The sequence below is a fragment of the Pseudoxanthomonas sp. PXM02 genome (assembly GCF_014851805.1).
Taxonomy (GTDB): Bacteria; Pseudomonadota; Gammaproteobacteria; order Xanthomonadales; family Xanthomonadaceae; genus Pseudoxanthomonas_A.
Genome location: NZ_JACVAK010000002.1, coordinates 391,478 through 415,594, shown reverse-complemented (window position 1 = coordinate 415,594; position 24,117 = coordinate 391,478). Strand labels below are relative to the sequence as shown.

Annotated in this window: 21 protein-coding genes; 13 read left to right on the top strand and 8 right to left on the bottom strand. The window is 67.1% G+C overall.

The genetic code is table 11. From position 1 onward, the window contains the following. Positions 1-10 precede the first annotated feature (10 nt). Entirely contained in the window at positions 11-1,135 is a 1,125-nt protein-coding gene (locus IB225_RS10640) for a PDZ domain-containing protein (protein WP_192311220.1), read from the top strand. A gap of 117 nt (positions 1,136-1,252) precedes the next feature. Here IB225_RS10640 and IB225_RS10635 read toward each other — a convergent pair whose 3' ends face one another. The 4 genes from IB225_RS10635 to IB225_RS10620 form a co-directional block, all read right to left on the bottom strand. Continuing rightward, entirely contained in the window at positions 1,253-2,212 is a 960-nt protein-coding gene (locus tag IB225_RS10635) for a DUF6607 family protein (protein ID WP_192311219.1), read from the bottom strand. 13 nt (positions 2,213-2,225) lie between these two features. Further along, positions 2,226-2,825, bottom strand: a complete 600-nt coding sequence (locus tag IB225_RS10630; protein WP_192311872.1) for a Hemin transport protein — start codon at positions 2,823-2,825, stop codon at positions 2,226-2,228. Positions 2,826-2,859: 34 nt separating this feature from the next. Continuing rightward, entirely contained in the window at positions 2,860-5,115 is a 2,256-nt protein-coding gene (locus tag IB225_RS10625; protein ID WP_192311218.1) for a TonB-dependent hemoglobin/transferrin/lactoferrin family receptor, read from the bottom strand. Between the two features lie 148 nt (positions 5,116-5,263). Further along, positions 5,264-5,470: a hemin uptake protein HemP gene (locus IB225_RS10620; protein ID WP_192311217.1), complete on the bottom strand. Its 207-nt coding sequence runs from the start codon at positions 5,468-5,470 to the stop codon at positions 5,264-5,266. Between the two features lie 333 nt (positions 5,471-5,803). Here IB225_RS10620 and IB225_RS10615 point away from each other — a divergent pair, with 333 nt between their 5' ends. The 6 genes from IB225_RS10615 to IB225_RS10590 all read left to right on the top strand — a co-directional run bounded on the left by IB225_RS10615 (position 5,804) and on the right by IB225_RS10590 (position 11,227). After that, positions 5,804-6,373, top strand: a complete 570-nt coding sequence (locus IB225_RS10615) for a TMEM165/GDT1 family protein (RefSeq protein WP_225583688.1) — start codon at positions 5,804-5,806, stop codon at positions 6,371-6,373. Positions 6,374-6,443: 70 nt separating this feature from the next. Then, on the top strand, positions 6,444-7,742 hold the full coding sequence (locus IB225_RS10610; protein WP_192311216.1) for a nucleoside transporter C-terminal domain-containing protein: 1,299 nt from the start codon (positions 6,444-6,446) through the stop codon (positions 7,740-7,742). 127 nt (positions 7,743-7,869) lie between these two features. Then, entirely contained in the window at positions 7,870-8,835 is a 966-nt protein-coding gene (locus IB225_RS10605; RefSeq protein ID WP_192311870.1) for a ribokinase, read from the top strand. 45 nt (positions 8,836-8,880) lie between these two features. Next, positions 8,881-9,879 carry a tRNA dihydrouridine synthase DusB gene (gene dusB / locus IB225_RS10600; protein ID WP_192311215.1) on the top strand — a complete coding sequence of 333 codons (999 nt, stop codon included), beginning with the start codon at positions 8,881-8,883 and terminating at the stop codon, positions 9,877-9,879. A 17-nt stretch (positions 9,880-9,896) separates the two neighbouring features. After that, positions 9,897-10,721: a class I SAM-dependent methyltransferase gene (locus IB225_RS10595; RefSeq protein ID WP_192311214.1), complete on the top strand. Its 825-nt coding sequence runs from the start codon at positions 9,897-9,899 to the stop codon at positions 10,719-10,721. 155 nt (positions 10,722-10,876) lie between these two features. Next, complete coding sequence (locus IB225_RS10590) at positions 10,877-11,227, top strand: hypothetical protein (protein ID WP_192311213.1); 351 nt, start codon at positions 10,877-10,879, stop codon at positions 11,225-11,227. Between the two features lie 30 nt (positions 11,228-11,257). On the opposite strand, the gene IB225_RS10585 is transcribed toward IB225_RS10590, so the two are convergent. Genes IB225_RS10585 through IB225_RS10575 form a run of 3 tightly spaced genes read right to left on the bottom strand, consistent with a single transcriptional unit; the run spans position 11,258 to position 14,891 of the window. Further along, positions 11,258-12,310: a metal-dependent hydrolase gene (locus IB225_RS10585; RefSeq protein WP_192311212.1), complete on the bottom strand. Its 1,053-nt coding sequence runs from the start codon at positions 12,308-12,310 to the stop codon at positions 11,258-11,260. Positions 12,311-12,342: 32 nt separating this feature from the next. After that, a complete protein-coding gene (locus IB225_RS10580; protein WP_192311211.1) occupies positions 12,343-13,167 on the bottom strand; it encodes a UDP-2,3-diacylglucosamine diphosphatase in 825 nt (274 codons plus the stop codon). Continuing rightward, positions 13,164-14,891, bottom strand: a complete 1,728-nt coding sequence (locus IB225_RS10575) for a lysophospholipid acyltransferase family protein (RefSeq protein WP_192311210.1) — start codon at positions 14,889-14,891, stop codon at positions 13,164-13,166. The genes IB225_RS10580 and IB225_RS10575 overlap by 4 nt, the downstream gene beginning before the upstream one ends. Positions 14,892-15,095: 204 nt before the next feature. On the opposite strand from IB225_RS10575, the gene metK reads away from it, so the two are divergent. From metK to IB225_RS10545, 6 genes are all read left to right on the top strand, one after another. Beyond that, positions 15,096-16,307: a methionine adenosyltransferase gene (gene metK, locus IB225_RS10570; RefSeq protein ID WP_192311209.1), complete on the top strand. Its 1,212-nt coding sequence runs from the start codon at positions 15,096-15,098 to the stop codon at positions 16,305-16,307. A 126-nt stretch (positions 16,308-16,433) separates the two neighbouring features. Further along, positions 16,434-16,931 carry an acyl-CoA thioesterase gene (locus IB225_RS10565; RefSeq protein WP_192311208.1) on the top strand — a complete coding sequence of 166 codons (498 nt, stop codon included), beginning with the start codon at positions 16,434-16,436 and terminating at the stop codon, positions 16,929-16,931. 88 nt (positions 16,932-17,019) lie between these two features. Next, positions 17,020-17,649, top strand: coding sequence for a CDP-alcohol phosphatidyltransferase family protein (locus tag IB225_RS10560; RefSeq protein ID WP_192311207.1), 630 nt, complete (start codon positions 17,020-17,022; stop codon positions 17,647-17,649). After that, on the top strand, positions 17,646-18,245 hold the full coding sequence (locus IB225_RS10555) for a lysophospholipid acyltransferase family protein (RefSeq protein WP_192311206.1): 600 nt from the start codon (positions 17,646-17,648) through the stop codon (positions 18,243-18,245). The genes IB225_RS10560 and IB225_RS10555 overlap by 4 nt, the downstream gene beginning before the upstream one ends. 90 nt (positions 18,246-18,335) lie before the next feature. Continuing rightward, on the top strand, positions 18,336-19,238 hold the full coding sequence (locus tag IB225_RS10550) for a phosphatidate cytidylyltransferase (protein WP_225583801.1): 903 nt from the start codon (positions 18,336-18,338) through the stop codon (positions 19,236-19,238). A gap of 49 nt (positions 19,239-19,287) precedes the next feature. Next, complete coding sequence (locus IB225_RS10545) at positions 19,288-21,153, top strand: ATP-binding cassette domain-containing protein (RefSeq protein WP_192311204.1); 1,866 nt, start codon at positions 19,288-19,290, stop codon at positions 21,151-21,153. A 103-nt stretch (positions 21,154-21,256) separates the two neighbouring features. Here the strand turns inward: IB225_RS10545 and ppc are convergent, their stop codons facing one another. Further along, the gene (ppc, locus tag IB225_RS10540) at positions 21,257-23,980 is read right to left on the bottom strand and encodes a phosphoenolpyruvate carboxylase (protein ID WP_192311203.1); all 2,724 of its coding nucleotides are present in this window, start codon (positions 23,978-23,980) and stop codon (positions 21,257-21,259) included. Positions 23,981-24,117 lie beyond the last annotated feature (137 nt).

The following is a 24,117-nucleotide window of genomic DNA, read 5'->3' as shown; positions in this document are numbered from 1 at the left end:
GAGGACTCTCATGACGACTTCCCTCACCCGCACCCTGCTGGCCCTTGCGCTGTTCACGGCATTGCCCGCCTGGGCACAACAGGACGATGCCGCCGCCCGACAGAAGGAACTGGAAGCAGCCCGCGCCGATCTGCAACGCGCGGCCAAGCGCCTGGCCGAACTGTCCCGCACTTCAGGCAGTACGGGGCTGCCGATCACGCTCGATGCACGCGTGATGGGCAAGCCTCGCCTGGGCGTATTGCTCGCCGGCGACGATGGCGCCGGCGTGCGCATCACCGGCGTCACGCCGGACAGCGGTGCCGCGAAAGCCGGCCTCAAGGCAGGCGACCGCCTGCTCCGCGTCGCCGGCGCACCCATCGTCGGCAGCAGTGCCGAGACCCGCGTGGAGAACGCGCGCGCCGCGCTCTCCACGCTCAAGGTCGATGTCCCCATCGTGTTGTCGTACCAGCGCGATGGGAAGACGAGCGAGGTGAAGGCCACGCCGACGCGGGTGTCGCCGCGCATCGCGCTGGGTGGCCCCACCGACGCGCAGGCCTTCGTGTTCCGCGATCTGGACAACCTGCCGGCCATGGACGGCGTGCAACTCGATCGCCTGAAGACGCTGGTGGCACCCGACGTACGGTTGGAACTGCAGCGTCTGCAGGACTGCAACGGTGAGGATTGCCAGTTGCCGATGCTCGCCGACGCGTTCCGCTGGAGCGGCTTGAACCTGGCCCCCGTCGATGCCCGGCTGGGTCGTTATTTCGGCACGGAGCGCGGCGTGCTGGTGCTCGGACGCGAACCGCTGCCGCAACTGGAACCGGGGGACGTGATCCTGGAGATCGAGGGCAAGGCGGTGGCGTCGCCACAGGACGCCATGCGCGCGCTGACCGCACGCAAGCCCGGCGAGCAGGCCAGTGCCCGGATCCTGCGCGACAGGCAACCACGCACGGTGCAGATCGACGTGCCTGCCCGCATGTCGAACATCCGGCTCCTGCCTGCGCAGGGTGGCGCCACCGGCAGCTCCGGCCCGGCGCCGCACATCGTCACCCGCCGCAGCGTCATGACGGTCGATAGCAACGGCAACGTGCAGTCCTGGGAAGACGCTGGCGATGCACCGGCGCCATCAGCCACGCCGGAGGCAACGCCGCGCTGATGCGAGGTCCGGTGCGGACACCTATCTAATAACAAGAGAGCGCGTGAATCCCCTGCCCCCGCTACTGCGGGGGTCTTTTTTGCGAAGAAAGGCACTTCCCTGTGCCGGAGAGAACGCTCAGCGGGTCGCGCCTGCGGTCCGCGGGGTGTCGGCCGGTGCCGGTTCCACCCAATCGGAGAACACCTTGGCAATGGCGGCGTCCGCCACCGGCTTGCCGTCCTGAATGTCGCCGGCCTGCGTGAACAGCGGGATGATCATCGCCATGCCGTCGACCTTGGTCTTCAGATGCACGCCAGGCGCCTTCGACAGGAAGCCGTTCCAGTGCGCGCGCACCTTGGCCCAATAACCGGCCGTGGCCTGCCAGTAGTCGCGCGCGGGCTTGAAGTCGACCTCGGTGGTCTTGAGGTAATCGTTGAAACCGAACTCGCGCGCCAGTTCCACCTGCGTACCGTCGGGCTTGCGCAACACCTTGGTATTGAACTGCTCGTGGGTCCAGCCGTTCGGTGTCAGCGTGTGGCGGTTGACCACCGACAGCGCGTTGTAGTCGCTGCGCTTGGTGTACTCGCGGCGCGGCAACGGCCGCCAGCTCAGGTCGCTGGTCCAGGTGGCCACGCCATTGGTGTAATCCCAACGACCCGTGCCGCAGTAGCGCGGGGCGTCGCTGACTTCGTAGACACACTGCGTCCAGGCGCCACGCGTGGCATCGGCAGGAATCGACCGCACATGCCAGGTCTGGTCGGCGGTGAACTCGAAACGCGTCGGCGCTTCGTAGAACCAGTCCTGGCGCCAGTGCTTGGTTACATGGCCACTCTTCGCGTCCACCAGGATGTGCTGCAACACGATGCGCGTGGGAGTGTCCTCGACGACGATGACCGTCTCATCGCCGCCACTGCGCATGGCGGCCTGACGCTCGTAGCCGGGCTGGAGCAGGACGGTTTCGTCGAACGCGAAATCGACGGTGTAGTCGCCCTGCATCGCCAGGATGGACTGGCGGTCGCGGGCGGGATCCGCGGCCAGGGCGGAGAAGGACAGGCTTAGGAGAACGGTGGACAGCGCGATGGCGACCGGCTTCTTCATGGTGGCTCTCTGGTTATTTGAGTCTGATCAGCGGCACGACGTTGTCGACCGCTTCGTTGTTGTGTTCCGGTTCCAATGCGGCAGCGAATCGCGCCGACTGTTCGCAGCAGCAGTCGTGCAGGCCGCTTTCCAGTTCGGCGCCTTCCGCCTGCGCGATGCGCTGCGCGGTCGTGACGCCCAGCGGCGACATCAGCGACAGACTGGCCGCAAGAACCGGCAATGACGCAGGCCGTGGGACCGCGTGCAGTTGCAGGGCGCAGGCGCGCCACTGACCGCCGAGCAGGCGCCCGGCAAGCCGTTGCCACAGGCGATCGGCGAGGCCGGCAACCTCAGCGTCGACGCCCGCCGGCAACGACGCCACCAGACGATCCCAGGCGACGAAGTCGCTGTCCGGCAACAGGCACAGCCGCCAGCAGCAACGCCCTTGCGCATCGAAGAACAGCAGGCGCTCGTCCAGGCCGTCGCTGTCGACGCCGGTGTGGGCTTCCACCCGCACCGCCTGCTGCCAACCGGCGAGTTCGCTGCCCTGCTGCGTGCGGTACAGGCACAGCACCGGTCCCAGCGCCGCCAGCTGCGCGGCGGCAGGGAACGCATCAGGCGATGCGCCCGTCATCGTGCCCGGCAACGCGCGCAGCGTGGCCACGGGACTACCAGCTCACCGACAGGCTGGCCGACAGCGTGCGGCCGGGCCGGGTGTAACGGTCGAGCACGGTACTGGTGGCGGCAATGCCGTTGACGTCGGCCCAGTCGGTGTACTTCTTGTCGGTCAGGTTCAGCAGACCGAGGTTGACCTTGGCGCCCCGCGCGAATTCCCAGTGCGCGTACCAGTCCAGCACGCCATAGCCGGCGGGCTGGTAGTACTCCACACGCGTGGGCGTAAGCTGCATCGGTGCCAGTCGGTCCTTCTTGCGGGCGAACGTGCTGACCAGCTCCGTGCCCCAGCGGTCACGGTCGTAGGCCAGACCCAGGGTGCCGCGCAGCGGATCGATCGAGTACAACGGCTCGTCGTCGGTCTTGTTGTCGCCGCGCGAATAGGCCAGCGAACCACGCAGCGACAGGCCTTCGAGCGTCGCCGTCAACGCACCGAAATCGAGGCCGGCCTTGAATTCCGCGCCGTAGATCCGCGCGTCGGCCACGTTCTGCGACTGGAAGATCATCAGCGGCGTCTGCGGCGGCGCACTCACCAGCACCTGCGACTCGATGAAGTCCTTGTAGCTGTTGTAGTAACCGGTCAGACCTGCGTACACGGCCGCATTGCTGAAGCGCAGACCGAGCTCGAAGCCATCGCTGGTCTCCGGCTTCAGATCCGGGTTGGCGATCACCGTGTAGCCGCCCTGCAGGTTGGTGAAGCCGACGTTGACGTCGCCATAAGGTGGCGAGCGGAAACCGCGCGCGTAGTTGCCGAACAGCGACCAATGCTCGTTGAAACGCCACACCGCGCCCAGCTTCGGCGACACCGCGGTATCGGTCATGCCCTCCACCGCGACACCCGGGTTGTCCTCCGCGAAGATATTGTCCAGGGTCGGATCGAGCTTGTAGTAGTCCACGCGCAGGGCCGGGATGACGCTCAGTCGACCATCGGCGAACGTCATTTCGTCCTGCAGGTAGGCGCCGATCTTGGTGGTCTCACTGATCGGGAAATCGCGTACCGGAAACCGATCCTGGCCCACCAAGTTGCTGACCACGCCGGTCGCCAGATTGGTCGACGTACCGTCGCGCTTCTCCTTGCTGTCGGTGATCGAGGCATCCAGGCCGTAGGTCAGGTCATGCTCCACCGTTCCCGTCGTGAACGCCTTGTACAACGTTGCCTGCAAGCCGTAGACGCGCTGGTCGAAGTTGTGCAGGTTGTTGCGCCGGGTATTGTTGCCACGCAGCTCGACCGTCCGCTGCGTCGATTCGCTGTCCTGACGATAGATCTGCCAACGCAGGCTGTCGGCGAATGTCGACGTGATGGCGTCGACTTCGTGCTCAAGCGAGACGCGGGCACGCGTCTGATGGTCGCGGCCGTCCTGCGACCAGATGCTCAGGCTGGTAGGCGCCGGCGTCACGGGCAGGCTGCTCAGGCCGACGATGGTGCTGTAGTCCTCGTTCGCATCGACAGTGAATCGGAAGCGCTGGTTGTCGCTCGGCGAGAACACCACCTTGCCCAGCAGGCTGCGGCCGTTCCGGCTCTGCGGATTCGGCGCGGTGCGGCTGCTGTTAGGGCTATCGTTGTCGCCCTGGTTCTCGGTTTCCTTGCCCTGACGGTGGCTCGCCGCCACCATGCCGCTCCAGCGATCGCCACCAAAGGCTGCGGTCGCGCCGGCGAACAGGCCCTGCCAGTCGCCCTCGTAACCGAATTTCAGGCCGACGTAACTGTCCTTGCCATCTTTGAGGTAGTCGGACGGATCCTTGGTGACGTAGGCCACGACACCGCCAAGCGCATCGGAGCCGTACAGCGAGCTGCCCGGTCCGCGCACGATTTCTACACGCTTCAGCGTATCGAGATCGACGAAGTTGCGATTCGCATTGAGGTAACTGCCGAACGCGAAGCTGTCCGACACCGCTACGCCATCCGTCAGGATGAGCACGCGGTTGGCATCCAGACCACGGATGCGGAAGCCGCCCAGCGCGCCGAAGCGGCCGCTGGTCGAAGTGACCGATACGCCGGGTTCGTAACGCACCAGATCCTTGATGTCGCGCACCAGCTGGTCGTCCAGCTGCTCGCGCTCGATGACATCGACGGTGTTGGGGACGTCGGCCACGGTACGTTCGGTGCGTGTGGCGGTGACCTGGATGCGTTCGAACTCGCGGGTGCCGCTGTCGGCGGCGGAGGAAGAAGCGGTATCGGCAGAAGTTTCGGCGTGCGCATGGCCGGCAAGGGCCATCCACACGGCCGCGGTCAGCAGCGTGGGGCGGATCATGGCTACAGCATTCCTGTGGCTTGGAGTTAACCCGGAAGGCTGGCGGCCGGAGATTCCTTGGCTGGCGCCGGGGGAGAGTCGACATCGCCGCCGCGACGAAGTCCGGCGGCATGCCCCGCCGACGCGGGCGGGACATCCAATACGTGTATTACTTGGTGAGGATCAGCTTGTCGTTGCTGGTGTGGCGCAGGCGATAGACGCGATCACCGTGGCGGATCAGCACTTCGCGCTGACCTTTCAGCAGGGTCTCGCTGTCCAGGGCGTCTTCCTCGCGGGCAGCAACGGCCGGCAGGGAAAGGCGCTCGCGCAGCGTCGGCGTGTCGGCAAGGGGCAGTGCAGTGACGTTCGAGATCATGGGAGGGCTCCGGAAGGAACGCCAGTGATGATAATGATTCTTATTTGCGAGTCAACGCCCTCACGACACCTCCAGACGACCGGTCAAATGAGAACGGCTCCGCCCTCCTCCACCTCATATCCGTACAATCGCCGCACTTTCCTCCTCCGGGGAGTAGCCCACCCGTCCTGACGGGTTCCGCGCGTCAACACACTTGGTCGCCGACCATGGTGCGCGGGACGAAGCGATCCGCTTCGCCGGGCAAGACCGAAGGCAGGCGTCGCGCTAACCCGGGCCGGGCAGTGCGTCGTTTGCCTTCGCGCTCGACGCGAATGCCTGGCCCCGGAGTTGTTGATGCAATCGCTGCACGCCCTGCTGGTGTCCACCGGCACCGTCACCCTGGCCGAAATCGGCGACAAGACACAGTTGCTCGCCCTGTTACTGGCGGCGCGCTACCGCAAGCCCTGGCCCATTGCCTGGGGCATCCTGGCCGCCACCCTGGTAAACCACGCCATCTCCGCCTGGCTGGGCGCGGAACTGACCGAATGGCTCTCGCCCGAGGTGCTGCGGTGGCTGGTGGCCGGCAGCTTCCTGGCCGTGGCGCTGTGGACATTGAAGCCGGACACCTTGGACGAAAACGAGAAACTGCCGGCCCATGGCGCCTTCATCGCCACCACCATCGCCTTCTTCCTGGCTGAAATCGGCGACAAGACGCAGGTCGCCACTGTCCTGCTGGCCACCAAGTACGAGCCGCTGTGGCAGGTCATCGCCGGCACCACGATCGGCATGCTGCTGGCCAACCTGCCGGTGGTCTGGCTGGGCCACCGCTTCGCCGACAAGCTGCCGCTGACATTGGCCCGCAGTCTGGCCGCGGTGGTGTTTCTTGCCCTAGCCCTGTGGGTAGCCTGGCGCGGGGTTGGCTGAACGGCCGGGACCTGGCCGCGCGGCTGCTAGACTGCCCGGTCAGAACAACAAGCAAGGTCTGGGGGAATACATGCTGGAAGTCTTGGGGCGGATCGGCTTCGGCCTGTTCGGTCTGGCGGTGCTGATCGGCATCGTCTGGCTGTTTTCCAACAACCGTAAGGCTGTCGACTGGAAGCTGGTCGCCACCGGCATCACCCTGCAGATCGGTTTCGCCGCGCTGGTGCTGCTGGTGCCGGGCGGCCGTGAAGTCTTCGACTGGCTCGGCCATGGCTTCGTGAAGATCCTGGAGTTCGTGAAGGCCGGCTCCAGCTTCATTTTCGGCAGCCTGATGGATACCGAGAAGTTCGGCTTCATTTTCGCCTTCCAGGTGCTGCCTACCATCATCTTCTTCGCCGCCCTGATGGGCGTGATGTATCACCTGGGCGTCATGCAGTTCGTCGTGCGGATCATGGCGCTGGCGATCACCAAGGTGATGAAGGTGTCCGGCGCGGAAACCACCAGCGTCTGTGCTTCGGTCTTCATCGGCCAGACCGAGGCGCCCCTCACGGTGCGTCCGTACATCCCCAAGATGACCGAGTCCGAGCTGATCACGATGATGATCGGCGGCATGGCTCATATTGCCGGCGGCGTGCTCGCCGCCTATGTCGGCATGCTGGGTGGTGGCGATCCCGAGCAACAGGCGTTCTACGCCAAGCACCTGCTGGCGGCGTCGATCATGGCCGCCCCCGCCACGCTGGTCGTGGCCAAGCTGCTGATCCCGGAAACGGGTACCCCGCTGACCCGCGGCACGGTGAAGATGGAAGTCGAGAAGACCTCCAGCAACATCATTGACGCCGCTGCTGCCGGTGCCGGCGATGGCCTGAAGCTGGCACTGAACATCGGCGCGATGCTGCTGGCCTTCATCGCGCTGATCGCGCTGATCAACGCCCCGCTGACCTGGTTCGGCGATGTGACCGGCCTGGCCGCCGCGATCGGCAAGCCGACCGACCTGGCCACCATCTTCGGCTACCTGCTGGCGCCCATCGCCTGGGTGATCGGCGTGCCGTGGCAGGACGCGACCACCGTCGGTTCGCTGATCGGTCAGAAGGTCGTGATCAACGAATTCGTTGCCTATCTGCAGCTGGCCGGCATCGTGAACGGCCAGACGCCGGGCGTGACGCTCACTGACGAAGGCCGCCTGATCGCGACCTACGCGCTGTGCGGCTTCGCCAACTTCAGCTCGATCGCGATCCAGATCGGCGGCATCGGCGGCCTGGCGCCGGAACGGCGCTCGGATCTCGCCCGCTTCGGCCTGCGTGCCGTGCTGGGCGGCACCATCGCCACGCTGATGACAGCCACCATCGCCGGCGTGCTGTCGCACTTCGGCTGATCGGCTGAATCCGAAGGCGGTCCACCACGACCGTCTTTCCCTTCCGGTTTACGTTTCCTTCCCGTGACCGTGGCGCTGCCACGGTCCGGACCTCAGGTATCACCGCATGAATACGCCATCGCCCGCCCTGTCCCGCGTCGTCGTCGTGGGCTCCTTCAACGTCGACCACGTGTGGCGCTGCGACGCCCTGCCGGTCGCTGGTGCAACCATTGCCGGCCGCTATGCCAGCGGGCCGGGCGGCAAGGGCTTCAACCAGGCGGTCGCGGCCGTGCGCGCCGGCGCGGACACGACCTTCGTCTGCGCACTGGGCGACGACGCGGGCGGACGTCTGGCGCGTGATCTGGCCGCGGCGGATGGGCTGGCTCTGCGTGTGCAGGCGAGCGAGGAGCCGACCGGCACGGCCGGCATCTACGTGGATGCGCACGGGCGCAACACCATCGTCATCGGCGCCGGGGCGAACGCGATCCTGTCGGCGGAGTTCGCCACCGGCCAGGCGGATGTGCTGGCCGCGGCGGGCGTGGTGCTGGCCCAACTGGAATCCCCTGCGGACACGGTACTGGCTGCGCTGCAGGCCGGGCGCCAGTGCAGCGCCACCACGGTGCTGAACCCGGCACCGGCGAATGCCGCCACGACGACCGAGCTGCTGGCGCACGCCGATGTCATCACGCCGAACGAGACCGAGTTCGCCGCACTGCTCGCGCGCCATCTGGGCGAACGCATCACCGCCGACGACGTCGCCACGCTCGATGGCGTCACCCTGCACCAGCATTGCCGGCAGTTGCTCCCGCACGGCACGGTGGTGGTGACGCTGGGCGCCACTGGCGTGTATGTGTCGCACCCGGAAGACGCGTTGCGCGGCGATGCGCGCCCGCACTACCGCGTCGCGGCGGAAAGCGCGGCGGTCGTCGATACGACGGGCGCCGGCGATGCCTTCAATGGCGCGCTGGCCGCCTCGCTGGCGGAAGCCGCCCTGCCAGCCTTCGCCGACCACGTACGCTTCGCCAACCGCTACGCGGCGCTGTCGACCGAGCGCCCCGGGGCTGCGCTGGCGATGCCCTCGCGTGCGGACCTCGTCGCCCGTTACAGCGAGTAGGCGCCGAGGTTTCCCCGTCGAGGCTGGCGGCGGATAATGCGCGCCATGCAGATCGGCCCCTACCGCATCGACCCGCCGGTGATGCTGGCCCCCATGGCCGGCGTCACCGACAAGCCATTCCGCCTGCTGTGCAAACGGCTGGGCGCGGGACTGGCGGTGTCGGAGATGACGATCAGCGATCCGCGATTCTGGAACACCAGCAAGTCGCTGCACCGGATGGACCACGAGGGCGAACCCAGTCCCGTCAGCGTACAGATCGCCGGCACCGAACCCGAGCAACTGGCGAATGCCGCCCGCCACAACGCCGACCACGGCGCACAGATCATCGACATCAACATGGGCTGCCCGGCCAAGAAAGTGTGCAACGCCTGGGCCGGCTCGGCACTGATGCGCGACGAAGCACTGGTAGGGCGCATCCTGGAGGCGGTGGTCAAAGCGGTGGACGTGCCGGTGACGCTGAAGATCCGTACGGGCTGGGACTGCGACCACCGCAACGGCCCGGTGATCGCCCGCATCGCGGAGGAGAGCGGCATCGCCTCGCTTGCGGTGCATGGCCGCACGCGCGACCAGCACTACACCGGCACCGCCGAATACGAGACCATCGCGGCGATCAAGGCCGCACTGCGCATTCCCGTGGTGGCGAATGGCGACGTCGATTCGCCCGAGAAGGCGGCGCACGTGCTGGCGAAGACCGGGGCCGATGCCGTCATGATCGGCCGCGCTGCACAGGGGCGGCCCTGGATCTTCCGCGAGGTGGCGCACTACCTGGCTACCGGCGAACGCCTGCCGCCGCCCTCGCTGCTGGAAGTGCGCGACATCCTGCTCGGCCACCTGCATGCGCTGCACGGTTTCTACGGCGAACCGCAGGGCGTGCGCATCGCACGCAAGCATCTGGGCTGGTATGCGAAGGACCGCCCGGAAAACCTTGCGTTCCGCGCCGTGGTGAACCGGGCGGAGAACGCCGCGGAGCAGGTCCAGCTGACACGCGATTACTTCGACGCACTGGCCGCGGGCGTGGCCCCTTCCCTGCCTGCGGCTGCCTGACCTCTTCCGGAGCGACCATGAGCGACAGCGACGCCAACGTTTATCTGCACGGTTTCTCGTCCGTCGAGCAGGCCCGCCTGGTCAAGCAGGCCCGTCTGCTGGAAAGCACGATCTTCAACCGCATCGACTACACCGGCGTGCGTCGCCTGCTGGAAGTCGGCAGCGGTGTCGGCGCGCAGACCGAGATCCTGCTGCGCCGGTTCCCGGACCTGCATGCCACCTGCGTGGACCTCAACACCGCGCAGCTGGACGCCGCGCGTCACAACCTCGCGAAGATGCCGTGGTGCCGCGACCGCTACACGCTGCAGGAAGCCGATGCGAGCCGCCTGCCGTACGGCGCGCGCGACTTCGATGCCGCCTTCCTGTGCTGGATCCTGGAGCACGTGCCCAATCCGGCTCGGGTGCTGAGCGAAGTTCGCCGCGTGCTGGCGCCGGGTTCGCCGATCTACATCACCGAGGTGATGAACTCCTCGTTCCTGCTGCATCCGTATTCACCGAACACGTGGCGCTACTGGATGGCGTTCAACGACTTCCAGTACGACAGCGGCGGCGATCCGTTCATCGGCGCCAAGCTGGGCAACCTGCTGCTCGCCGGCGGCTATCGCGACGTCGTGACCGAGATCAAGACCGTGCATTTCGACAACCGCGAACCGGCGCGACGCAAGGACATGATCGCGTTCTGGGAGGAACTGCTGCTGTCGGCGGCCGATTCGCTGGTGGAGGCGGGTCGCGTCACGCAGGAGGTAGTCGACGGCATGCGCCGCGAGATGCACGACGTGCAGAATGACCCGGACGCCGTGTTCTTCTATGCATTCGTGCAGGCGCGTGCAACGGTTTACTGACGAAGATATACGCACGGTAAACATGACCTGAGGCACGGTGCTTTCCGGCACTGGGGGATGCCCCAACGCAGCGCAAGCATGGGGCGCCGGCACTCGCTGCCGGCCTGCGGAACATCGCAGCGACCCAGCGTCAACCAACCCCCATGGAGACTGTCATGAACGCCAGAACTCCGCTCCTCGTCGCCCTGTTGGCCTTGCCCCTTTACGCACAAGCAGGCGACAGCATCAAGCAGCTCGCCGAGTACGCCGGCATGAGCGAACGCAAGGTGCAGATGGTGATAGGCCCACGCACCGCCTTCCCGGAGTACCGCGCCTCCTACCAGCGCGCCGCCGCGCAGTTCCGCGTCGCCGTCGGTGAAGACAACTTCCGGCGCGCGATGAAAGGCGAATCGTTTGTCATCGATCTGCCGTCCGTGCCTGCCGAGCACGCGCGCATCGCCGTGCACAAGACCTCGACCGCGCCGCAGGCCGGGACCGCGCACGAGGCGCGCGCCAGCGACACCTGATGCCGGTGGCGCCGCGATCGCCCCGCTGCCTCAATCGAGCGTGGAGCGCAACGGCTCCGGCGACGGGTGGCGGATACGGGTCCACATCGCGGCGAACAACTGCCGCAGCCCCGCCATGCCGGAGACCGGCGCGGACCAGGGTTGCTGCACCGGCGGCACGGGATGCCACCCACCTTCGCGGCGCTCCGCGACCTCGAAACTGAAGTTGTAGTCCGGCTCCAGCCCCATCCGCAGGTCGGACAGCACCAGTCGATCCTGCCTGACCTGCGCCCGCATGAAGCCGCGGTTGAACCACGTCAGTCGCTGCACGGCCGGCACGGCCGCCGCTTCGCGCAGCGCCTGCACGTTGGAGGGATAGCCGCGGAAGTGCATCGGGCCGTCGTCGACCAGCACCGAGCGTTCGGCTTCTACATAGCCTGAGGGTGTCATCGCCACCACGCGCCACAGCAGCGTGTTGAACGGCATCGGCACCGAGAAATACGGCGCATCGCCCAGTCCCATCGCAGCCAACGAGCGCTCGGCCTCGCGGTCCACCATCGACTTCGCCACCAGCGACCAGCCCAGGTAGGCCGTGCTCAGCACCAGACCCGCCATCAGCGCCCGTCCGGCGACCGGCCTTGCGGGTAAGCACCATGCAACCACGCAGGCGATCAGCAGCCAGATCGTGTACAGCGGGTCGATGATGAACATGCTGGACCACATGGTCGGTGCCGGCTTCAGCGGCCACCACAGCTGCGTGCCGTACACCGTGAACGCGTCCAGCAGCGGGTGCGTGACCAGCGCCAGCTGGATCGCCCAGAACCAGCGCGTCGGCGACGCGGCGACGCGCCCGTTGCCGAAGCGCTTGGACAGCCACCAGATCAGCCATCCCACCAGCGGCAGCACGAACAGCGAATGGCTGAAGCTGCGGTGCACCGTCATCAGCGTGACCGGATTGTCCGAGAACAGCGCGATGGGCAGGCTGTCGAGATCCGGCAGCGTGCCCAGGGCGGCACCGGCGAGCAGCGCGGCGCGACGATGCGCGGCGGGGACGATGGCGGCGGCGAGCGCGCCACCGAGGACAATCTGGCTGAGGGAATCCATGCGGCGATCCTAGCAGCCGCTGGCGGCTTTCCTCACGCCGCCCGTTGCGCGTCCTGTTCCTGCGGTACCAGGCGCAACCGCGGCGCCACTTCACCCAGCACCTTGCCGGTGTGCGACAGCAGGCACAGCGTGCCGTCGGCTTCTTCGGTCAGCGCGGTCAGGCTTTCCACCCAGTCGCCGTCGTTCGCGTAGAGCAGCCCATCGCGCTGCAGCAGCGACGCGCGGTGGATGTGTCCGCAGACGATGCCGTCCAGACCACGACAGCGGGCATCGTCCAGGCCCGCCTGCACGAAGCGCGCGATGTAGCGCTCGGCGGCATCGCTCTGGCGTTTGAGGTATTCCGCCAGCGACCAGTAGCGCAGGCCCAACCGGCGGCGCAGCTGGTTGGTCAGGCGATTGCCGGTGAGGATGCGGTAGTACAGCCAGTCGCCGAACTTTTCCTGCAGGCCACCGAAATGGGTGATGCCGTCGTAGTCGTCGCCATGGGTCACCAGCAGGCGTCGGCCATCCAGCGTGGTGTGGATGGCACGGCGGCGCACCTGCATGGCCGGCAGCATCAGGCCACAGAATCGGCGGATCGGGCGGTCGTGGTTGCCGGGCACGTAGATCAGTTCGGTGCCGTTGCGCACCAGCGCATGCAGCGCTTCCACCACGCGGTTGTGCGCGGCATCCCACGAGGCCCGGCGCTGCGCCATCCACCACAGGTCGACGATGTCGCCGACCAGGTACAGCCGGCGGCATTGCAGCCCGGCCAGGAAATCGGCGAACTCCGCCGCGTGGCAATGCTTGGATCCCAGATGGACGTCGGAGACAAAGACCGCGCGCCGCATCGGGGGTGGCGCGGTCCGCGGGCTCATGCCGCGGCCTCCGCCGGACGCCACGCATCGCCGAGATAGCGCTCGCGCTTCTTCGGGCGGATGCGGTGCAGGTCCACTTCGATCAGGCCGTCGATCGAGTCGCTGAAGTCCGGATCCACGCCGAACGCGAGGAAGCGCGCGCCGCCGGGTTCGCACAGGTCGGTGTACTGCTTGTAGAGCATCGGCACGGTCGCCCCCAGCGTGTCGAGGTTGGTCTTCAGTACGCGGAATGCCGTGTCGGCATCCAGCGCATCGAAACAGGTCGGCGTGGCCGTGTAGCGGAACGGATGGCGCGAGCGCGCCTCGCCGTTCGGGTCGCCGTAGTAGTGGGCGTAGTACGCGACGATCTGCTCGCGCGCGTGCAACGGCAGCGCCGCGCTCATCGACACGGCACCGAACAGGTAGCGCACGCGCGGATGCCGGCGCAGGTAGGCGCCGATGCCCTGCCACAGGTAGTCGATGCTGCGGCTGCCCCAGTAGTCCGGCACCACGAAGCTGCGCCCCAGCTCCATGCCGGTGGCCAGGCGCGGCAACGCATCGTCGGCATAGTCGAACAGTGACGCGGTGTAGAGGCCCTTCAGTCCCTGCGCCGCCAGCACCGGTGCGCCGCGCGCGATGCGGTAGGCGCCGGCGATCTTCCGCTGCGCCGCATCCCACAGCACGATGTGCTCGTACCAGGTATCGAAGGCATCGACGTCCATCCGCTTGCCGGTGCCTTCACCCACGGCACGGAACGTCAGTTCGCGCAGGCGGCCGATCTCGCGCAGCAGCGGCGAGCCCCCTGCCAGTCGCCCCACGCAGATCCGCTTGCCGTCGGTGGTTTCACCCAGCATCTCGAGCCCGCCAACGCAGGCTTCCAGCAGGTCTGGCGCCAGCGCATCCACCAGCGGTTCGGCGGCCTCGGTCGACTCGGTCGATGCCGGCTTTGCCGGCCGGCCCAGCGCGTACAGCGCCGTGCGCACGCGCTGGATCACGACCGCAGCCTCTTCGGCAGCATCCACACGCAGCACCTGTCCGACATGCAGGTGCAGGCGACGTTGGCTGCGGCGGAACATCTCGCGCGCCAGCAGGGCGGTGCCCGCGGGCTTGAACAGGGCCGAAGCACCATAGAAGAGCGGTGAGTTGCGCGCCTGCACGCGGATCGGCAGCACCGGCGCACCGGTCGCCCGCGCAAAGCGCAGGAAGCCGCGGCGCCACCGCGTATCGCGCACGCCTCGCGGACCCAGGCGCGACACCTCGCCGGCAGGGAACACGATTACGCACTGCTCCGCTTCCAGCGCCTGCTCCACCGCACGCACGCTGTCCGTGCCCGGCCTGCCTCCCAGTATCCGCACCGGCAGCAGCAGGTCGGCCAGCGGCGCGATGCCCATCAGGAAGTCGTTCGCCACGATCTTCACGTCGCGGCGCACGCGGCCGACCAGTTGCAGCAACGCCAGCGCATCGAGTGCACCGGACGGGTGGTTGGCAACGACCAGCAGGCGGCCCTGGGCCGGAATGCGCTGCTCGCCTGCGGCATCCACCGTCGGGCGCAGGTTGAGGTGGTCGATGGCGGCATCGACAAAGTCCAGGCCCCGGAGGTGACCGTGGTCGGCGAGGAAGGCGTAGGCCTGGTCCAGCTTCGACCAGCGTCCCAGCGTACGCAGCAGCGGCTGGGTCAGCCGTGCGCGTCGGCCACGGAACCAGTGGGGGTAGCGTTCGGCGATCTGACGTTCCAGCGGATGCATGGCGAGGACCGGCGGCGGGGTTTCGCCGCGCAGCCTGCGCCCGCTTGGCGACAGCCGGGTTGCGGATTTCTGGCAATCCGGTGACACCCGCGTTTGATGCGCGCTTAACCCCCGCCGACCCTGAACGGCGCAGAATGCACGTACCGTCCCCGGCGTGTATCATGCGCGCCCATCTTTTCATCCGAATCAAAGGATATAAGCCTGATGTCCAGCTACCTGTTCACCTCCGAATCGGTCTCCGAAGGCCATCCGGACAAGATCGCCGACCAGATTTCCGACGCCGTACTGGATGCCATCCTGGCCCAGGACAAGCGCGCACGCGTGGCCTGCGAGACGCTGGTGAAGACGGGTGCCGCGATCGTGGCCGGTGAAGTCACCACCACCGCATGGGTCGACATCGAGTCGCTGGCGCGCAAGGTCATCAACGACATCGGCTATGACAACTCGGACGTCGGTTTCGACGGCCACACCTGCGCCATCATCAACATGCTCGGCAAGCAGTCGCCCGACATCAACCAGGGCGTCGATCGCAAGAAGCCGGAAGAACAGGGTGCGGGCGACCAGGGCCTGATGTTCGGCTACGCCTGCAACGAGGCGCCGGAATTCATGCCGGCCCCGCTGTACTACAGCCACCGCCTGGTGGAACAGCAGGCCAAGGTGCGCAAGAAGGGCAAGCTGAAGTGGCTGCGCCCGGACGCCAAGTCGCAGGTCACCCTGCGCTACGACGGCAACACCGTCCTGGGCCTCGACGCCGTGGTGCTGTCGACCCAGCACGACCCGGACATCAAGCAGAAGGACCTGATCGAGGCCGTGCGCGCCGAGATCCTGGTGCCGGTGCTGCCGAAGAAGTGGCTGGATGCGCTGCCGAAGAACAAGGTGCACATCAACCCGACCGGCAAGTTCGTCATCGGCGGCCCGGTGGGCGACTGCGGCCTGACCGGCCGCAAGATCATCGTCGACAGCTACGGCGGCATGGCCCGTCATGGCGGCGGCGCGTTCTCGGGTAAGGATCCGTCGAAGGTGGACCGTTCGGCCGCTTATGCCGCGCGTTACGTGGCCAAGAACATCGTGGCCGCCGGCCTGGCCGACAAGTGCGAAGTGCAGGTCTCCTACGCCATCGGCGTGGCCGAGCCGACCTCCATCTCGGTGACCACGTTCGGCACCGGCAAGGTCGGCGACGACGTCATCGAGAAGCTGATCCGCAAGCACTTCGACCTGCGCCCGTACGGCATCACCAAGATGCTGGACCTGGAGCACCCGATCTACCAGCCGACCGCCAGCTACGGCCACTTCGGCCGCAAGCCGCGCGAGATCAGCTACGTGGACGGCGCCGGCAAGAAGCACACCGCGACTGCCTTCTCCTGGGAGAAGACCGATCGCGCCGAGGCGCTGCGCAAGGATGCCAAGCTGAAGTAATCGCCGCGGCAACACGTGACGAGGGAAACGGGTCGCGAAAGCGGCCCGTTTTCTTTTCGGCCATCGGGCTGCACGCCCCGTACCGGGATCGGTTAGCCTGCGCGCCTCACCTCATGGAGCCACGCCATGGACACGCTGAAGAGCCACCAGCTCTCGATGACCGTGCTGATGACGCCGGACATGGCCAACTTCTCCGGCAAGGTCCATGGCGGCGCGATCCTCAAGCTGCTCGACCAGGTGGCCTACGCCTGCGGCAGCCGCTATGCGGGCAAGTACGTGGTCACGTTGTCGGTGGACCAGGTGATGTTCCGTCAGGCGATCAACGTGGGCGAACTGGTGACCTTCCTGGCATCGGTCAACCACACCGGCACGTCCTCGATGGAAGTCGGCATCAAGGTGGTGGCCGAGGATATCCGCAAGCAGAGCGTGCGCCACGCCAACAGCTGCTTCTTCACCATGGTGGCCGTGGATGACGACGGACGCCCCACGCCCGTTCCCGCGCTGGAACCGGGTACGCCGGACGAGGTGCGCCGTTTCGCCGCCGCGCGCCTGCGCCGCGAGTTGCGTGAGGAAATGGAACAGCGCCACGCCGCGCTGCTGGGCAACCGCACGCCCTCCGCCTGACGCCCGAGGCGATCGCCCCGCCGCCGGGTGCGCGCTGGCGACACGCCCGGCATGCCGCTAGGATCGCCTTACACGTCAGGAAGACCGCATGTCGAACGACTCCAATCGTCGTCCCATCGCCGCCCGCGCCAGTGGATGGGCCCGCTCGATCAGCGCCGGACTGGCGCGCTCGTCGATCACCCCCAACCAGATCTCGGTGCTCAGCATCGCGTTCGCCGCATTGGGCGCCTGGCTGCTCTGGCTCGCCACGCCGCTCGCGCTGTTGGGCGCTGCGGCCTGCATCCAGTTGCGACTCATCTGCAACCTGCTGGACGGCATGGTGGCGATGGAGGGCGGCAAGAAGACGGCGACTGGCGCGCTCTACAACGAATTTCCCGACCGTATCGCCGACTCGCTGCTGATCGTCGCGCTCGGTTATACCTGCGGCGCACCGTGGCTGGGCTGGCTGGGTGCACTCGCGGCCGCACTCACCGCCTATGTGCGCCTTGCCGGCGGCAGCCTTGGGCTGCCGCAGGATTTCCGCGGTCCGATGGCCAAGCAGCACCGCATGGCTGTGCTGACCCTGGCCTGCCTGCTGGGCGCGGCCGAGCTGGTGTTCGCGCAGACCCACTGGACCCTGCGTATCGCCGCATGGGTCATCGCCTTGGGTGCACTGCTGACCTGCATCACCCGCAGCCGCGCGATCGCGGCAGTGCTGCATACGCGGGACGACGCATGATCAGCCGCCTGCTTGCCGCCATCAGCAAGGCCCTGATCGGCGCTTACCCGCGCTGGATCGGCAGCCAGCCCGAGGCCCGCCAACGCATCTACTTCGCCAACCATGCCAGCCATCTGGACACCGTCGCGCTGTGGTCGGCATTGCCGCCTGCCTTGCGCCGCCAGACCCGTCCGGTCGCGGCACGCGACTACTGGGGCGGCGGGGGACTCAAGGGCCTGATCGCCGGACCCGGCCTGAACGTGGTGCTGATCGATCGCCAGCGCGAGCAGGCTGATGCCGATCCCCTGCAGCCGCTGTACGACGCGCTGGATGCGGGCGAGTCGCTGATCCTGTTCCCGGAAGGCACGCGCAACACCGAGGCCACGATGCTGCCGTTCAAGTCAGGCCTGTACCACCTGGCGCAACGGCACCCACAGGTCGAGCTGGTCCCGGTGTATCTCGACAATGCACGCCGCAGCATGCCCAAGGGCAGCCTGCTGCCGGTGCCACTGATCTGCACGGTGCGCTTCGGCGCGCCGCTGGAGCCGCTGGCAGGCGAAGACAAGGCCGGTTTCCTGCAGCGCGCGCGTGATGCGGTGCAGGCCCTGGCGCCCTGACCCAAGGACGGACCCCGACGCATGGATACCCTCCCCTTCAACGGTTTCATCCGCACCGCCATCGCACAGGCACCGGGCAAGTTCTGGTGGATGATCGGTGGCGTGATCGCGTTGCTGGTGCTGGCCTCGGCGATCGGCTGGGTGCTGGGCAGGCGCAAGCCATCGGCGGTGATCGACAACCTCAACGCCCGCATCAATGCCTGGTGGGTGATGGTCGGCGTGCTGCTGGTGTGCTTCCTGATCGGCAAGGTCGCCACGCTGGTGCTGTATGCGCTGTTGTCGTTCTTCGCCCTGCGCGAATTCCTTACGCTCACGCCAACGCGGCGCGGCGACCATCTCGCCCTGTGCCTGTGTTTCTACGTGGCGATCCCGCTGCAGTACTGGCTGATCGGCGTGGACTGGTATGGCCTGTTCGTCATGTGCATCCCGGTCTACGGCTTCCTGTTGCTGCCCGCGGTCACCGCCCTGCAAGGCGACACCGAGAATTTCCTGGAACGCAACACCAAGGTGCAGTGGGGCCTGATGCTCACCGTCTACTGCCTGAGCCATGCGCCGGCACTGATGCTGCTGAACATCCCGGGCTACGAAGGCCAGAACCTGATGCTGCTGTTCTACCTCTTGCTGGTGGTGCAGCTGAGCGATGTCCTGCAATACGTGTTCGGCAAGCTGTTCGGCAAGCACCTGCTGGCCCCCAAGGTCAGTCCCTCCAAGACGGTGGAAGGCCTGGTCGGGGGCGGCCTGTCTGCCGCCGCCATCGGCGCGGCGCTGTGGTGGGTGACCCCGTTCACGCCGCTGCAATCGGCGCTGCTGTCGCTGCTGATCGTGCTGTGCGGCTTCCTGGGCGGTCTGGCGCTGTCGGCGACCAAGCGCAGCCTGGGCGCGAAGGACTGGGGCACGATGATCGAAGGCCACGGCGGCGCGCTGGACCGGCTGGATTCGGTGGTGTTCGCCGCACCGGTGTTCTTCCACGTGGTGCGCTACAACTTCCAGTAGGTCTCTCACGGCGGCGCGGCCGGCCCGTTTGCGCGGGTACAATGGGCGCATGTCCCTGATGCAATTCCAGCGGGTCGACTTCAGCGTCGGCGGGCCGCTCCTCCTCGAACACGTCGACCTGTCCATCGAACCCGGCGAGCGCGTCTGCATCGTCGGCCGCAACGGCATGGGCAAATCCACGCTGATGCGGCTGATGGCCGGCGAACTGAAGCCCGACGACGGCGAGATCCGCGTGCAGAACGGCGTGGTGGTCGCACGCATGGCGCAGGAAGTCCCACAGGACACGCAGGGCACGGTGTTCGACGTGGTCGCCGAGGGCCTGGGCGACCTGGGCCACCTGCTGGCGCTCTACCACCACGCGCTGCATGACGGCGACATGGACGCGATGGGCGAGGCGCAGGCACAGATCGAAGCCCGCAACGGCTGGGACCTGGACCGCCGCGTGCAGCAGGTGCTCGAGCGCCTGGAACTGCCGGAAGAGACCGACTTCGCCGCCCTGTCCGGCGGCATGAAGCGCCGCGTGTTGCTGGCGCAGGCGCTGGTCCGCGATCCCGACATCCTGCTGTTGGACGAACCGACCAACCATCTCGACATCGAAGCGATCGCGTGGCTGGAGGGCTTCCTGAAGTCGTTCGGCGGCAGCATCGTCTTCGTCACCCACGACCGCAGTTTCCTGCGCTCGCTGGCCACGCGCATCCTGGAGATCGACCGCGGGCAGCTGACCAGTTGGCCTGGCGACTACGACAACTACCTGCGTCGCCGCGAAGAGCGGCTGCATGCCGAGGCGCAGGAGAACGCGCGCTTCGACAAGCTGCTGGCGCAGGAGGAAGTGTGGATCCGCCAGGGCATCAAGGCGCGCCGCACCCGCAACGAAGGCCGCGTCACCGCGCTGAAGGCCATGCGCCGCGAGCGCGCGCAGCGTCGCGAGTTGTCCGGCAACGTGAAGATGGAAGCGGCTGCCGCACAGGCCTCCGGCAAGAAGGTCATCGAGGCGACCGGCGTCACCCAGGCCTATGACGGCCGCACGCTGCTGGACGATGTATCGGCGACGATCATGCGCGGCGACCGCGTCGGCATCATCGGCCCGAACGGCGCCGGCAAGTCGACGCTGCTCAAGATCCTGCTGGGTGAACTCGCCCCGCAGCAGGGCGAAGTGAAGCTGGGCACCGGCCTGCAGATCGCGTACTTCGACCAGCATCGCAGCCAGCTGGATGAATCGCGCACCGCGCTGGAGAACGTCGCCGAAGGCAGCGACTTCGTTGAGATCAACGGCAGCCGCAAGCACGTGATCGGCTACCTGCAGGATTTCCTGTTCTCGCCCGAACGCGCCCGTGCGCCGATCACCCGCCTGTCCGGTGGCGAGCGCAACCGCCTGCTGCTGGCCAAGCTGTTCGCGCAGGCGTCCAACCTGCTGGTGATGGACGAACCGACCAACGACCTGGACGTCGAGACGCTGGAACTGCTGGAAGAGTTGCTGCTCGACTACAAGGGCACGCTGCTGCTGGTCAGCCACGATCGCGACTTCCTCGACAACGTGGTCACCAGCACGCTGGTGCTGGAAGGCGAAGGCCGGCTGGGCGACTACGTGGGCGGTTACTCGGACTGGCTGCGCCAACGCCGCACGCCTGCTGCGAGTGGCGCAACATCCGCGCCCGCCAAACCCGTACTGTCGAAGCAACCGGAACCGGTGGCCGCCAAGCGGAAGCTCGGCTTCAAGGAAGCGCGCGAACTGGAGCAGTTGCCGGCACGCATCGAAACGCTGGAAGCCGAGGTGGCCAAACGCACCGAGGCGATGAATGCCCCTGCGTATTACCAGCAGTCCCCCGCCGACCTGCAACGCGCGAACGATGAACTCGCCGCGAAACAGGCGGAACTGGACCACGCCTACCAGCGCTGGTCGGAGCTGGACGGGTAAGTCCGGAAGCATGGCGGCAGGTGTGGGAGCGACGTAAGTCGCGATGGACCACCGGTAACGCCTCATCGCGACTTACGTCGCTCCCACACCGCACTCTCTGCGGTCACCCGGTGTTCTGCACACCCTGCGATACGCCATTGATGCTGGCGACCAGCGCATGCAGCAGCGCGTCGTCCTCGCGATCACTGGCGCGCCAGCGCTTCAGCAGGTCGGCCTGCATCACGCTGATCGGGTCGATGTAGGGATTGCGCAGGCGGATCGACAGCGCCAACCGCTGGTCGTGCTGCAGCAGCCACTCGTTGCCGTTGAGCGCCATGACCCACTTCGCCGCGGCGGCATGCTCGCGCTGCACGCGCGGGAAGAACTCGCCGTGCAGATCGCCCGACATCTTCGAGTACATCTCGGCGATGCTCAGATCGCCCTTGGCAAGCACCATCGAGATGTCGTCGAGGAAGGTCTTGAAGAATGGCCAGTCACGGGCCATCTCCTTCAGCGCTTCCTCTCCGTACTGGTCCGCCGCCACCTGCAGGCCGGTACCCACGCCGTACCAGCCGGGGATCACCGCCCGCGCCTGGCTCCATGCGAACACCCACGGGATCGCGCGCAGGTTGCCGAGCGCCGCGTCCTGCCCGAGCCGACGTGATGGGCGCGAGCCCAGCGTCATCCGCTCAATCACGTCGATCGGCGTGGCGTTGCGGAAATAATCCATGAAGCGCGGCGACTGCACGAAGGCGCGGTAAGCCTGCGAACTCGCCTGCGCGACCAGCGCCATGATCTCGCGCCACGTCGCTTCGCGCGGCTCCGGTGGACGAGGCCGCAGGCTGGAGAGCAGCACCGCGCCAACTGACTGTTCCAGCGACCGCAGTGCCAGCGCGCGGATGCCGTACTTGCGGTGGATCACCTCACCCTGCTCGGTGACGCGCAGGCGGCCGTCGACGCTACCGCGCGGTGCCGCTTCCAGCGCGCGCGTGGTCTTGCCGCCGCCGCGGACAATCGAGCCGCCACGTCCATGGAAGAACGTCAGCTTGATGCCCAGCTCTTGCGCGGCGTCCACCAGGTCGACCTGCGCCCGCTGCAGCCCCCAGCGCGATGCAGCGATGCCGCCGTCCTTGCCGCTGTCGGAGTAACCCAGCATCACCATCTGCACGTTGTCGCGCGCTGCCAGATGGCGGCGATAGACAGGATCGGCCAGCAGGTCACGCAGCACTTCGGTGCCGTGCCCCAGATCGTCGATTGTCTCGAACAGGGGTGCGATATCCAGTGGCACCTGCCCGGCCGCATCGACCAGCCCGCCGCGACGCGCGAGCGCCAGCACCGTCAGCACGTCGGCACGGCTGTGCGCCATGCTGATGATGTACGTGCCCAGCGCATCGGTGCCGTGGCGCGTACGTGCATCGGCCAGCGCGCGGAAGACGGCATCGAGACGTTCGTTGCCTTCCTGGTCGGAGGCCGGTAGCACGTCTTCACCACTGGCATAAGGGCCCAGCAGCGCGGCACGTTCGACGGCATCGCGACTTTCCCATTCGCCATCGCCCAGTGCGGCCGCGACGGCGCGCGCATGCACGCTGGACTCCTGGCGCACATCCAGGCGCGCCAGATGGAAGCCGAACGTGCGCACGCGCCAGGCCAGGCGACGGATCGCGAACCAGCCCGCATGGATGCCGCGGTTCGCTTCCAGACTGTGCAGGATCAGATCGACGTCACCGGCGAGTTCGTCGGGTGATGCGTAGGCCTCGGGCCGGTCCTCCAGCGTGGCCTGCAGGCGCGCACGCATCAGGTCGTTGAGCAGCCGGTAAGGCATGTCGCCGTGGCGCGGACGCGACTTCTTCGCGGCCGCCGGCATCAGTGCACGGTACTCCTCCACCCGTGCCAGCACGTCCTGAGATACGCCGATGACCGAGGTGGACTGGCTGAGCAGCGTGGTCAGCTGGCGCAGTTCCTTCAGGTAGCGGGTCAGGATCATGCGTCGCTGCGCGTCCAGCGTGGCGGTGACCGTGCCGGCATCGACGTTCGGGTTGCCGTCCATGTCGCCGCCCACCCACGTGCCGAAGCGCAGCACCCGCGGCAGGTGCGCGGTGACCTGCGGCGCGGCGCCGTAGACGTCGGTGATCGCGTTCTCGAGTGTTTCGTACAGCACCGGGATGACCCGGTACAGCACTTCGATCAGGTAGAAACCGACGTGCTCGCGTTCGTCCTCGACGCCCGGTCGCACCGGTGAGGAGTCGGCCGTCTGCCAGGCCGAGGTCAGCGCCATGCGGAAGCGCGCCGTGTCGGTGGCCTGCTCGCCGGGGGTGCGCGTGCCGTCCAGCCCGTTGACCAGGCTGGCGACCATCAACTGTTCCTTCTCCAGCAGCGCACGCCGCACGGCTTCGGTCGGATGCGCGGTGAAGACGGGTTCGACGTCGATGCGCGGCAGCCAGTCGGCCAGTTCCTCCAGCGTCACGCCTTGCGCCTTCAGCTTGGACAGCGTGTCGTGCAGGCCGTCCGGCTGTGGGCGTGCGCTGCCGGCACGCTGGTAATCGCGGCGGCGGCGGATGCGGTGCACGCGCTCGGCGATATTGACCACCTGGAAGTAGGTGCTGAACGCGCGGATCAGCGCTTCTGCCTGCTCCGGTGCCCGGCCGTCCAGCAGTCCCGCCAGCGACTGCGGCGGTTCGCCGGCCTGGCGCCGCGCGATGGCCGTGGTGCGCACACGCTCCACTTCGGCCAGGAAGTCGGGCGACACCTGTTCGGCCAGCATCTCGCCGACCAGCGCGCCCAATTGGCGCACGTCCTCACGCAGCGGAACATCGGGCGGAGCGAATTCGAGACTGCGGGGGCTGTTCATGCGCGCGGCGTGGTTCCCGTCGTTCGTTTGGTCGTGATTGGTATTGTCCCGGAAGACAACTGGTCTGCTGCAAGGCAGCAATCCGAAGCCTAACCGATCACATGCAGACGTGCGCCATCGTTTCATCCGGAACAAGA